This is a genomic window from Marinobacter shengliensis (genome assembly GCF_003007715.1).
Taxonomy (GTDB): domain Bacteria; phylum Pseudomonadota; class Gammaproteobacteria; order Pseudomonadales; family Oleiphilaceae; genus Marinobacter; species Marinobacter shengliensis.
In genome coordinates this window covers 1-12,908 of the sequence record NZ_PXNO01000015.1, presented here as the reverse complement: position 1 = coordinate 12,908, position 12,908 = coordinate 1, and the positions used below count along the sequence as shown (strand labels likewise).

The window sequence follows — 12,908 nt, the reverse complement described above, 5'->3', positions numbered from 1 at the left end:
CTTTCTGATCACTGGGTCAGATTTGCTCTTTAACAAATTGGACGAGATAGAACACGAATAGATTTCTCTCATTATCTCCGAGAGAAACTGTTCAAAGTGATAGCGATTTCAAGCGTTATCCGGTGTTGTCGTTGAAGTGGTTGTTATATTGCTTCAAGTGACTGTCTCGAAACAGGGTTCTGTATCAGGCTTGCCTGGTAAAGGATGCTGAATCGTGATCAGTTGTCTTGGGGTTATATAGTCAAGCAACTAAGCGCATACGGTGGATGCCTTGGCAGTCAGAGGCGATGAAAGACGTGGAAGCCTGCGATAAGGTTCGGGGAGCTGGCAAACGAGCTGTGATCCGGACATCTCTGAATGGGGAAACCCACCTGGTTTCGGCCAGGTATCTTACACTGAATCCATAGGTGTAAGAGGCGAACCGGGGGAACTGAAACATCTAAGTACCCCGAGGAAAAGAAATCAACCGAGATTCCCTAAGTAGCGGCGAGCGAACGGGGACCAGCCCTTAAGCTGGACAACTGGTAGGAGAAGGCTCTGGAAAGTGCCGCCATAGTGGGTGATAGCCCCGTATCCGAAACCTGAGTCCAGTGAAATCGAGTAGGTCGGCGCACGAGAAACGTTGACTGAACATGGGGGGACCATCCTCCAAGGCTAAATACTCCTGACTGACCGATAGTGAACCAGTACCGTGAGGGAAAGGCGAAAAGAACCCCTGTGAGGGGAGTGAAATAGACCCTGAAACCGTATGCGTACAAGCAGTCGGAGCAGACTTGTTCTGTGACGGCGTACCTTTTGTATAATGGGTCAGCGACTTATGTTCAGTGGCGAGGTTAACCGTTTAGGGGAGCCGTAGGGAAACCGAGTCTGAATAGGGCGAATTAGTCGCTGGGCATAGACCCGAAACCGGGCGATCTATCCATGAGCAGGTTGAAGGTGCCGTAACAGGCACTGGAGGACCGAACCCACTGTCGTTGAAAAGCCAGGGGATGACTTGTGGATCGGAGTGAAAGGCTAATCAAGCCCGGAGATAGCTGGTTCTCCCCGAAAGCTATTTAGGTAGCGCCTCGGACGAATACCACAGGGGGTAGAGCACTGTTTCGGCTAGGGGGTCATCTCGACTTACCAACCCGATGCAAACTCCGAATACCTGTGAGTACTATCCGGGAGACACACGGCGGGTGCTAACGTCCGTCGTGAAGAGGGAAACAACCCAGACCGCCAGCTAAGGTCCCAAAGTACCAGTTAAGTGGGAAACGATGTGGGAAGGCTCAGACAGCTAGGAGGTTGGCTTAGAAGCAGCCATCCTTTAAAGAAAGCGTAATAGCTCACTAGTCGAGTCGGCCTGCGCGGAAGATGTAACGGGGCTCAAACTGGTCACCGAAGCTGCGGCTGCATACTTTGTATGCGGGGTAGGGGAGCGTTCTGTAAGCCTGCGAAGGTGTGTTGAGAAGCATGCTGGAGGTATCAGAAGTGCGAATGCTGACATGAGTAACGACAATGCGGGTGAAAAACCCGCACGCCGGAAGACCAAGGGTTCCTGCGCAACGCTAATCGGCGCAGGGTGAGTCGGCCCCTAAGGCGAGACCGAAAGGTGTAGTCGATGGGAAACGGGTTAATATTCCCGTACCTTGGATAGCTGCGATGGAGAGACGGAGAAGGCTAGGTGAGCCGGGCGACGGTTGTCCCGGTTTAAGCGAGTAGGGAGTGGACTTAGGCAAATCCGGGTCCACAATCCTGAGACGCGACGACGAGTGCCCAAGGGCGCGAAGTCATTGATGCCCTGCTTCCAGGAAAATCTTCTAAGCTTCAGGCTATTCGAGACCGTACCCCAAACCGACACAGGTGGTCAGGTAGAGAATACCAAGGCGCTTGAGAGAACTCGGGTAAAGGAACTAGGCAAAATGGTGCCGTAACTTCGGGAGAAGGCACGCCGGTGTGTACGTGAAGCCCCTGCGGGTGGAGCGGAAGCCGGTCGAAGATACCAGGCCCCTGCGACTGTTTATTAAAAACACAGCACTCTGCAAACACGTAAGTGGACGTATAGGGTGTGACGCCTGCCCGGTGCCGGAAGGTTAATTGATGGGGTTAGCACTCGTGCGAAGCTCTTGATCGAAGCCCCGGTAAACGGCGGCCGTAACTATAACGGTCCTAAGGTAGCGAAATTCCTTGTCGGGTAAGTTCCGACCTGCACGAATGGCGTAACGATGGGGGCGCTGTCTCTACCCGAGACTCAGTGAAATTGAAATCGCCGTGAAGATGCGGTGTATCCGCGGCTAGACGGAAAGACCCCGTGAACCTTTACTATAGCTTCACAGTGAACTTTGAGCATGCTTGTGTAGGATAGCTGGGAGGCTTTGAACCCGGGACGCCAGTTCCGGTGGAGCCAACCTTGAAATACCAGCCTGGCATGTTTGAGGTTCTAACTCTGACCCCTTATCGGGGTTGAGGACACTGTGTGGTGGGTAGTTTGACTGGGGCGGTCTCCTCCCAAAGCGTAACGGAGGAGCACAAAGGTGGGCTAAGTACGGTCGGACATCGTACGGTTAGTGTAATGGCACAAGCCCGCTTGACTGCGAGACAGACACGTCGAGCAGGTACGAAAGTAGGTCATAGTGATCCGGTGGTTCTGTATGGAAGGGCCATCGCTCAACGGATAAAAGGTACTCCGGGGATAACAGGCTGATACCGCCCAAGAGTTCACATCGACGGCGGTGTTTGGCACCTCGATGTCGGCTCATCACATCCTGGGGCTGAAGCCGGTCCCAAGGGTATGGCTGTTCGCCATTTAAAGTGGTACGCGAGCTGGGTTTAGAACGTCGTGAGACAGTTCGGTCCCTATCTGCCGTGGACGTTGGAGATTTGAGGAAAGCTGCTCCTAGTACGAGAGGACCGGAGTGGACGAACCGCTGGTGTTCGGGTTGTGTCGCCAGACGCATTGCCCGGTAGCTATGTTCGGACAGGATAACCGCTGAAAGCATCTAAGCGGGAAGCCCCTTCCAAGATGAGATCTCCCTGAGGCCTTGAGCCTCCTGAAGAGCCGTTCAAGACCAGGACGTTGATAGGCTGGGTGTGTAAGCGCTGTGAGGCGTTGAGCTAACCAGTACTAATTGCTCGTGCGGCTTGACTATATAACACCCAAGACAATTGCGGATAACGCAGAGCAGGGCAAACGCCAGGCTCCACAGAAATCAACATCACGTTCCATCTCGTCCTTCCCAGTGATCATCCGTTTTGCCTGACGACCATAGCGGTCTGGAACCACCTGATCCCATCCCGAACTCAGAAGTGAAACAGACCAGCGCCGATGGTAGTGTGGTTCGCCCATGTGAGAGTAGGTCATCGTCAGGCTCTTAATACCAAAGCCCCAGCATCCTTGATGTTGGGGCTTTTTTATTTGTGTTTTCGAAAGTATGACTCGCCGCACAGCTACAACCTGCAAACAAAGTTAACATTCGGTAAAGACTGGCCGACCCAGAATATAAAAAGAGCCAGCTTCAGAGACACTCATCAGTCATTCAATCGATGCCGTCAATAACAAGAAACGGCGCAGGGTGTGGCTATGAGTAAAAAACTGCAGGCACTTGTTGTTGCCATTGTTTCCCTGCCGGTATCCGCCGAAGCAGGTCTTCAGCCTATTTCCGATGAGCAGATGTCGGAAGTCACCGGGCAAGCATTCCTTTCGGTTGATCGCCAATACCATCCCGATCCGGACAACACTACCTCTTATACCCGCGTTAACCTTGGCATGGATATAGAAATCCAGACCAATGTTGATGTTCTGGAGCTTGGCCGTTATGAACGGGAAGGTGAGAAGGCCGGCTCATCGGACGTCTTGATAAGGGATTTTGCGCTCGGCTATATCAACAACCAGGCCTACTATCAACGTAACCCCAAGGCGGCGAGACAATATCGTCCGGATGGCTCCTCTTATAACGAGAACGAAATCGTTCCGTTCATGATCGATAACCCCTTTTTCGAGTTTGCATTTGATGAGGCGACCAACGAAGTGGTTGGCGTTCGCCTTGGCTTTGGTGATGCAATGGGAGTGCTGTCGGGTAAGATCGAAACCCTGACGGGTAATGTGAATGTGGACATTATTGATCGGGGCGAAGGGCTGCGGGATGCCAGTTCCAGCGGTAACTTCTTTGATCAACTGATTGTTTTGCTGACCCCTCTTCTGGAAGGCGGAAGTCCCCTGGCAACCAAAGCGCAGCTGGTCTACGGCGATGATAACGATCCTCGGGTGGGTGAGCTTGACCCAATAAGGGCTGAGTACATCGGTATCCCCAACGGCGAAAAATTCGTTCTGGAGAACGCGGGCAGCTTCACCCGCTGGTCGGTTAAAAACCTGATTGGCTGGGGTTCTAGCTCGGAGATAGAGGTTCCCAATTGTTCATTCTTTAGCTGCGGCTCCGGTGATATCTACGTGTATGCCGATGGCTGCAGGGTGTTGGGCATTGACGCCTGTTTTGATCTGGATATCTACAACAGCTTCCCTATAGGGCAGGTAGAAGAGGTAAACGGAGAGCGTAGGCTCACCGGCCCTGCGGACGGAGCGTTCATTTCTTTCCAGACCAAAGATCTGGATTGGCTGAAAGACGTCAAGAAAAGCGATCTGACGGTGGAGGATTTTATCCGGGCGACCTCAGGCGCCTTCTTTAATATTCCGAACGGTGCCACCGAGGTTAACCTGAACGAAGCCCTGAATGGGACCGACCGGTATCGTACTGAGTATATCGATCGCGGCCGGGGGCTGTTCTGATGAGCGGGCGTAGGCTGTCCTGTAAGGCAGGCTTTGGGTCTGCCTTTGCTGGCGTGTTTCTTGTTTTGGTTGCTATTACTCCGGCCTCCGCGCTGGCAGAGCTGGAGCGGCTCGCCGAGTCGGAGATGTCCGAGATAGATGGCGCAGGTATTGGTCTGGTATTCGATAACTTTACTTTTTCCCACGGCACTGACCGGCCGGACGCTGAGGGCAACCAGGCGCGCATCTTCCGTATATCCGGTATCAAGAGTACCGATGGCCGGGAAGTGGATATCACGGTCAATCACCTGTATATCGCAGGCGCCAACTCAAATTATGGGGAAAATCTGACGCCGGTGAATCTTGGCAGGCTGGTTAATCCTTGGCGAATCGATATTGTTGACGGAAATGGCATTGGTGTTCCCGATAAGGCGGTTCTCGAATTGGCTGCGCCGAGCAAGATACCGGGAGCTGAAGGGTTCGACTGCATGGGCGCCTCTGCCGCCGCCGGCAGTGGCCAGTGTTCCAGTCGGCCAGCCACCGCTGACTGGATTGGCGAGCGGGCAGATATCGGTATGCAGATGAATGTCGCTGTTGGCGATGACCGTTCAGCGAATCTCAATATCCATGCCCGAAGTGCTGTTATTGACGGCAGTTATCTGCGTTTGTGGGGTGATGACCAGCGCAGCCAGATGGCGGGGCAGTTCAAGCTCAACTTCTATTCACCCGAAGTGTCCATCAATGCCTGTACCCAAGACGGCACCGCTTGTGGTTCCCGGATTACCATGTCGGATTTTGCCTTGGAGCTGGCGATTGGTAACAGTCTACAGCCGGTATTTTTCGACGTTGATGGCGGCGGAAATTTCATCCTGGAGGTGGAAACCATTCGCTCTCCGGGCGCCGGCCAAATTGCTGCAAACGGACTGAGGGCCGGGAGTAATGCCCAAACCTGGGATTTCTACCAGGATTACTACAGCAACCCTGAGTATCGAAGTAACCTCCAGATCGGCAACTTCAGCGTTGGCGACCGTGATTTCGGCGCTGCACGGGTTGAGGGCATGCTGATACAGCATTTGCAAATACAGACAAAGGACCTGGCGCCATGATTTTTCCATACGCAGTTCCTGTGCTCTCGCTGTCACTGATGGCAGTCCTCACCTTGCCGGCCAGAGCCGAGATGGCTCCGCTGGAAGATGAGGCATTGTCGAAGGTAGCAGGACAGGGCGGAATTTATCTGTCGGGTGACATCAGCATCAATGAAATGGGCGGGCCGGTAGAGAATGCTTACTTTGGCCGTTGCGATGAAACGGACAAAAAATGCGGTGCCCGGTTTGCCTATCGCTTGAAAGAAGACGGTGGCTGGATGGTTCTTGATGAAATTCGGGGGCTGTTTGCTTTCGAGGGGTTAACGCTAAGGGTAAGAAAGATCGATTCCGGGTTTGGCGGCGACGGCGAGCTGTTTGATCGGGATGTGATTGAACTGGGGTTGCCAGATACCGTTCGGTTTACCGATGTGCATTTCAAGGTCGCGGCCAGCAGTACCGCCAGGCCGACTGATCCGGGGTTCATCCAGACCGATATTTTTGCGGTGCAGATGCAGGGTGATGTCATCATGCAGGGCAACCTGCTGGTCTTTCCGGACGGAAACCCATGAGGAAAAGCCTAATGACCATGACAGATGCTCGTCTTTCCCCGGCTCCTCTTTTATTGGTATCGATGGTGCCTGTACTTGTTAACCCTGTGGCTGCCATGGAGCGGTTGGATGATACCGCCCTGTCAAAGATTCAGGGGCAGAGCGGTATCACATTGGAGATGGAGTTGAACCTCTCCGCCGACCGCCTTTCTTATTATGATGATGGCAAGGGTGTGCACCTCGAGGGTATGCGCGTGGGGTCTTCCCGGGGAGATGAAGCGGGCGCGTTCCATCGGGTAAAGGTAGACATTGGCGCCGATGCATCATTGAACCTCGATTATCTGGTAGAGGATCGAAGAGTCGAGTTTTCAGATATACGCCTGGCCGGAGCCCCCGGTGTGGGTATGGGGGGGATATTCTTTGATCACTCCCTGCAGGGTAGCCTGCGTATTCGACAAGGTGGGGCTGTGGGCGGCAGTGGTTACACCTTCGATACCGCCTACACCATGACGGGTGGGCGATTGGGATACCGGACTAATGGCAACAGCGTTTTCCTGGATGACATCACCATGGACGTCCAGGCTCTTGGGGTTACGCTGGATGTTGTGGGGGACACGCTGCAGCTGGTTTCCCCGGAGGTGATTGGCAACTGGAGCGTTGGTGCCATTCGCTACAGCAACGAACCGGGCAATTACGGCCAAAGTTATAGTTCTGCCACGGGGCTGCCCTTGCCAAGCTACGGTGGGCTGCAGGGGCACTACGAGCTATCCTCCGTGACCGACATTCGGGCCGGTGGCCGGTCGGGTGAGGGGTTAAGGCTGGATAATGAAACCATCATCCACACGGCATCGTTTATCTATCTGGATGATGGCAACGGCCTGGCTTTGCGGGATATCACCGGTGACTATCGCATACACGACCTTCGCCTGGATGTTTCAGAGGACGGGCGTGGTCGACCTGCGGTTGCGCTGACCCTTGGTGGATTGCAGGGTAATCTGAATATCGGCTCTATAGAGGTGGGCAGTAGCGGCCAAAGCTTTGGCTCGCTGAATCTGTCGTTTTTACTGGAAGACCAGATATTCAACGGTCGAACCTATCGCAATGAGTTGTATCTCCAGGGTGGAGGGCACCCTGACGCCGGCCCGCAGGGACTGCGCATGGCAACGGAGTGGAGTTTGCGCCTCGCTGATCTGAGCTACACGGAAGATGGCAACCGTGTGATCTTCAGCGGTCTGCAATCCTGGGGATCGGGGGATGTCACCGTCAATGTCACGCGCAACGAAGTACGTAATGGCACACGGTTCTACGATGGCCTGCGAATTGGCTTTGAAGGCCTGGAAGCGGGTTATCGTATCAATGGGCTGAGAGTTGGCAGTGATGACGCACCGCTTCAGGGCGGTACCGAGTTGCTGTTGGCGCTGGGATTCTACCCCGCCTATGAGTTTGAACTGGATGGGCATATAACCCTGGGTGCTGGCGGCGCCTCGGGAGAGGGGCTCACAATCAATTCCGACATCGAGATTCGGGATGGTAAGGCAGCGGTGATCGCGGCTCCCTATGATGAAGGTAATGGCGAAATCGCCCAGAAGGGACTTTGGCTGACGGAAATGACTTATGACGGTCACGTCCGGGATATGACCCTGGATGTGACCGAAGAGGGGCTGGCCATTGGCACCGGGGAGTCCTGGAGCACCATGGATATCGGCAATGTGCGGGTGGGCACCAAGGACCACGGCGCCAGTATGGGACGGTTACGAATTCAAAAATATCAGACCGGCAGCACGGCTTTGGTGAAGCCCGGAGGGGCCGGAGATATCTGTGTCGGGGGGGCTGGTAGTTCTGAGGGGGCCTGTGTGGCCGCCGGCGGGCAGTGGGAGACTCGGGGCAGCGAGGGTGTGACCATCGACATGGTGCAGGTTCTGGCTCGAGCCGAGGGCGACGATAAGAAGAACGCCTTGATGTGGGAGAGTAATCGCGCCGTGGATAGTCAGGGAAGGCCAATAAACAACACCGGTATGAAGTTGTTGGTTAACGATATCTATACCAGTGATGGCGGTGACTTTGATGGTGATGGCGTTGAAGACAATCGCTTCGGGATTCGAACCGATCTGTCGGTGGATGTCTACCAGACCAGGGTTACCAAAAAAGAGGATGGGCCTGACGCCCAGGGCGTCGTGGGAAGCCGCGGCGATGAGAAAATCATGAGCCCCGGGTCGGCGGCTGGGTACCGGTATGTAGCCAATCCAGGCCCGGGAGACGTTGCTAACCGCCCCCTTGGTTTTGCGGTAAAGGCAGATACCCGTTTCAAGGAGCTCTCAATCAATAACATCGATCTGATCCATCCTGTCGGCGGCAGTCAAACGGTTGTCTACGGAGCGAAATTCCAGAATGTAGATATCCGTGCGAACCTGACCGCAACCCCCATACCCTGACGATTCAGGGGGCCGGTTATGGCAAACGGGCAGTCAAGGCGGCTGTCCTTTTTGTGTTTTTGGCTGTCCTGTTGTTTAATCCGGGCTGTTCCATGTCGCCTCCGGAAGTTGTTTCATGAAATCCAGCTCGCTGCTATCCCTTCTTGAAGATTGTCGAATCCATTCCGGCGAATCGCTGGCGCAAACGCTCCGTATTTCCCGAACGGCGGTCTGGAAGCAGATTCGCAAGGCGCAAGCCGAAGGCGTGGAAATCAGAACCATCCGCGGGCAGGGTTATCAGCTCATCTCTACGTTGGATCTCCTGGCAAGTGACCGCATTCGGCAAGCACTGCCGGAGCGCCTGCATAACGTCATTGCCCTTGATGTTCTGGATACCGTTGACTCAACCAACGCGGAAGTGGCGCGACGGTTGACCTCGGAGTTGAAAGGCGTGCCGGTGGTGGTGGCTGACAGCCAGACTGCAGGTCGTGGCCGCCGGGGGCGTCAATGGGTGAGTCCGCAAGGAGAAAACCTTTATCTGAGCCTGGGGTTGAGTGTTCAGGGCGGGTTTTCTGCCCTCGACGGTATGAGCCTTGTATTGGGGGTGGCGGTCAGTCGGGCCCTGTCGACCTTTGGGGCAACGGATGCCGGTTTGAAGTGGCCCAATGATCTGTTCTACGGTGACCGGAAGCTCGGCGGGATACTGGTTGAGATTCAGGGAGAGCTTCAGGACGGAGAAGTGCAGGTTATTGCTGGTATAGGGATTAACGTGCATATGAAGCAGGCTGAGTTGGTCGACCAGCCATGGATAAGTCTGGCCGAGGCATGGCCGGATGTCGTTTGGACGCGAAATGCTCTGACGGCGGCCATTGTGTCGGAGGTAGTAGAGATTATCGCGCAGTTCGAACGTCAGGGCTTTGCCCCGTTCAGGGATGAATGGCAGGCACGGGATATCTTTTTCAGCAAAGATCTGGTGGCCAGAGATGGCGGCGTTGAGGGTAGAGGTGCTGGTATTGATGCCGCAGGCAACTATCAGGTTGATACCCCTGAGGGGCTGGTGCCCGTCAGGGCCGGAGATATCAGCTTGCGGGTGCGATCATGATTCTTTTGCTGGACTGTGGCAACACCCGGGTAAAATGGCGCCTCATGGCCGATGGAGTCGTCGTGCATGACGGTGGGGGAGTCCTGGAAGAAACAGTGACTTTTACTGATTTGATACCGTACGCCCGCAAGATAGATCGTGTTGCCGTATCGACAGTCGCATCGGAACAGAGCCGACTGCGCCTAGAGGAGCGCTTGGCAACCGTTACCTCTGCCCCGGTTCGATACCACTGGGCGGAGGTGAGCCGGGACGGGCTCAGGAATTCCTACCAGGAAGTGGCCAAAATGGGTGCCGACCGATGGCACGCAATGGTGGCCGTGTGGGTTGGCGCCCGGCGCAGTTTCGCCGTCGTGGATGCGGGCAGTGCAGTGACTATTGACTATGTCGATGGCCAGGGCCAGCACCTGGGCGGGTATATTCTGCCAGGGCTGCATATGATGCGACGGAGCCTCAAGCTGGATGCCGCCCGCATTGGATTCGAATACGACGAACAGATCAACGCTGCGCCGGGCCAGTCCACCGGTGAGTGCGCAAACCACGGTCTCGCATGGCTGACAGAGAGCCTCGTTCAGCGTCTGCATGGTGATGTTGGTCGACTCGGGCTGGAACGGGTTGTTTTAACCGGCGGAGATGCGGGTCGTTTTCAGTCGTTGGGTCTGAAGGCGGAGCATCGGCCTGGTCTGGTGCTGGAGGGGGTGGAAATCGTCGATCTTCAGGAATCGCAGGCATGAGGCTGGTTGCGTTGGTGTTGTTGCTGGCCAACCTGGCTGTCTGGTTTGCCCCCGGCTTGATTCCGCCGGTCACCTATGAGGCGTCGGCCGGTGGTATTTTGCCTCGCGTTGCAAGCCTGAAAGTGTCCGATTCGAGTGAGCAGGCTCCGCTACCTCCCACGGAGTGTGTCAGGGTCGGTTGGTTTGACTCCCGCGAGGACGCCACTGCATTTGCAGAACGGGTTGGCGAGCATTTCCGCATTGAGGAGCGAGAGCGGGAGCTGCCGCCGCTGAATTGGGTGATGATCCCTCCGCAGCCCAGGGAGGTGGCGCTATCCCAGTTTCGCGATCTCTTTAGTCGTGGCGTGGAGTCTTATGTGGTGACAGAGGGTGAGTACCGAAACGCCATCTCGCTTGGCCTGTTTGAGTCGAGGGCAGCAGCAGAGTCTGTGCTGGAGGAAAAAAAACAGCAGAATCTCAATGTAGTGCTAGTCAACTTCCCCCGAAATCGTATAGGATACGCCCTCGTTTTTGATGTTGAGCCAGCAAGGGAAACCGAGGTGGTTCAGGCGGTTGAGGCGGAAAGTCACAGCAATTTCGACTTCGTTGAAATCTACGCTTGTGAAGGTGTTGCATCACCAGAAAAAAATCCGTAGTATACCGCCCTCGCTGAACAGGCGAATGTGAGCTGGCGTAGCTCAGTTGGTAGAGCAGCTGACTTGTAATCAGCAGGTCGGGGGTTCGATTCCGTCCGCCAGCTCCACTTTAAGTTTTGAGCAGATTTGCGGTTGCAGATCTGTACGGGAGGGGTTCCCGAGTGGCCAAAGGGATCAGACTGTAAATCTGACGCGAAAGCTTCGCAGGTTCGAATCCTGCCCCCTCCACCACTAATTGCTCGCGGGCATCGTATAGTGGCTATTACCTCAGCCTTCCAAGCTGATGACGTGGGTTCGATTCCCACTGCCCGCTCCAATTTGGTTTCAATGCTCATGTAGCTCAGTCGGTAGAGCACATCCTTGGTAAGGATGAGGTCACCGGTTCAATTCCGGTCATGAGCTCCATTTTTATCCGGTCAACGTTACGATCCTGGTTGATTAGGGAGATTGGTCGAATGTCTAAAGCAAAGTTTGAGCGTAACAAGCCGCACGTAAACGTGGGCACCATTGGTCACGTTGACCATGGTAAGACCACTCTGACAGCCGCCCTGACTCGTGTATGTCACGAAGTATGGGGTACTGGTGAGAGCCGTGCTTTCGATCAGATCGATAACGCACCGGAAGAGCGTGCGCGTGGTATCACCATCGCGACCTCTCACGTTGAGTACGATTCTCCGACCCGTCACTACGCACACGTAGACTGCCCGGGCCACGCGGATTATGTTAAGAACATGATCACCGGTGCTGCCCAGATGGACGGCGCTATCCTGGTTTGCTCCGCAGCTGACGGCCCCATGCCGCAGACTCGTGAGCACATCCTGCTGTCCCGTCAGGTTGGTGTACCGTTCATCGTTGTGTTCCTGAACAAAGCGGACATGGTAGACGATGAAGAGCTGCTTGAGCTGGTAGAGATGGAAGTTCGTGACCTGCTGAGCCAGTACGACTTCCCGGGTGACGACACTCCGATCATCACCGGTTCTGCGCTGATGGCTCTGGAAGGTAAAGACGACAACGAGATGGGTACTACCGCTGTTAAGAAGCTGGTAGAAGCCCTGGACGACTACATCCCTGAGCCGGAGCGTGCGATTGATCAGCCGTTCCTGATGCCGATCGAGGACGTATTCTCCATCTCTGGTCGTGGTACCGTTGTTACCGGTCGTGTAGAGCGTGGCATCATCAAAGTAGGTGACGAAGTGGAAATCGTGGGTATCCGCGACACCACCAAGACCACCTGTACTGGTGTTGAGATGTTCCGCAAGCTGCTGGACGAAGGTCGTGCCGGTGAGAACGTAGGTGTTCTGCTGCGTGGTACCAAGCGTGACGACGTTGAGCGTGGTCAGGTTCTGTGTGTACCGGGCTCCATCAAGCCGCACACCAAGTTCGAGTGTGAAGTGTACGTACTGTCCAAAGAAGAAGGTGGTCGTCATACTCCGTTCTTCAAGGGCTACCGTCCGCAGTTCTACTTCCGGACTACTGATGTAACCGGTTCTTGTGAACTGCCGGAAGGCGTTGAAATGGTAATGCCGGGTGACAACGTGAAAATGACTGTTACCCTGATCGCTCCGATCGCCATGGAAGATGGTCTGCGCTTCGCGATTCGCGAAGGCGGCCGTACCGTTGGTGCCGGCGTGGTCTCCAAGATCATCGAGTAA

Annotated in this window: 8 protein-coding genes, 4 tRNA genes and 2 rRNA genes; all 14 read left to right on the top strand. The window is 55.0% G+C overall.

From position 1 onward, the window contains the following. Window positions 1-239: 239 nt before the first annotated feature. The 14 genes from C7H10_RS03580 to tuf all read left to right on the top strand — a co-directional run bounded on the left by C7H10_RS03580 (window position 240) and on the right by tuf (window position 12,908). Window positions 240-3,131 (top strand): 23S ribosomal RNA (locus tag C7H10_RS03580). A 106-nt stretch (window positions 3,132-3,237) separates the two neighbouring features. Continuing rightward, window positions 3,238-3,351: ribosomal RNA gene (gene rrf / locus C7H10_RS03575) — 5S ribosomal RNA — on the top strand. A gap of 211 nt (window positions 3,352-3,562) precedes the next feature. Then, window positions 3,563-4,765 (top strand): DUF6160 family protein, encoded by a 1,203-nt coding sequence (locus C7H10_RS03570; protein ID WP_106693784.1) that lies wholly within the window; start codon window positions 3,563-3,565, stop codon window positions 4,763-4,765. After that, window positions 4,765-5,850, top strand: a complete 1,086-nt coding sequence (locus tag C7H10_RS03565) for a hypothetical protein (RefSeq protein ID WP_244178173.1) — start codon at window positions 4,765-4,767, stop codon at window positions 5,848-5,850. Before C7H10_RS03570 ends, C7H10_RS03565 begins: the two co-directional genes overlap by 1 nt. Beyond that, window positions 5,847-6,398 (top strand): hypothetical protein, encoded by a 552-nt coding sequence (locus tag C7H10_RS03560; RefSeq protein ID WP_106693783.1) that lies wholly within the window; start codon window positions 5,847-5,849, stop codon window positions 6,396-6,398. Before C7H10_RS03565 ends, C7H10_RS03560 begins: the two co-directional genes overlap by 4 nt. 11 nt (window positions 6,399-6,409) lie before the next feature. Next, window positions 6,410-8,809, top strand: coding sequence for a DUF6160 family protein (locus C7H10_RS03555; RefSeq protein WP_106693782.1), 2,400 nt, complete (start codon window positions 6,410-6,412; stop codon window positions 8,807-8,809). A 115-nt stretch (window positions 8,810-8,924) separates the two neighbouring features. Then, window positions 8,925-9,890, top strand: a complete 966-nt coding sequence (locus C7H10_RS03550; RefSeq protein WP_106693781.1) for a biotin--[acetyl-CoA-carboxylase] ligase — start codon at window positions 8,925-8,927, stop codon at window positions 9,888-9,890. Then, window positions 9,887-10,621 (top strand): type III pantothenate kinase, encoded by a 735-nt coding sequence (locus tag C7H10_RS03545; RefSeq protein ID WP_106693780.1) that lies wholly within the window; start codon window positions 9,887-9,889, stop codon window positions 10,619-10,621. Before C7H10_RS03550 ends, C7H10_RS03545 begins: the two co-directional genes overlap by 4 nt. After that, on the top strand, window positions 10,618-11,256 hold the full coding sequence (locus C7H10_RS03540) for a hypothetical protein (RefSeq protein WP_106693779.1): 639 nt from the start codon (window positions 10,618-10,620) through the stop codon (window positions 11,254-11,256). The genes C7H10_RS03545 and C7H10_RS03540 overlap by 4 nt, the downstream gene beginning before the upstream one ends. A gap of 31 nt (window positions 11,257-11,287) precedes the next feature. After that, a tRNA-Thr gene (locus C7H10_RS03535) sits at window positions 11,288-11,363 on the top strand. 40 nt (window positions 11,364-11,403) lie between these two features. After that, a tRNA-Tyr gene (locus C7H10_RS03530) sits at window positions 11,404-11,487 on the top strand. 10 nt (window positions 11,488-11,497) lie between these two features. Beyond that, a tRNA-Gly gene (locus C7H10_RS03525) sits at window positions 11,498-11,572 on the top strand. Between the two features lie 13 nt (window positions 11,573-11,585). Continuing rightward, a tRNA-Thr gene (locus C7H10_RS03520) sits at window positions 11,586-11,661 on the top strand. Window positions 11,662-11,711: 50 nt separating this feature from the next. Next, window positions 11,712-12,908, top strand: coding sequence for an elongation factor Tu (gene tuf, locus C7H10_RS03515; protein ID WP_068351550.1), 1,197 nt, complete (start codon window positions 11,712-11,714; stop codon window positions 12,906-12,908).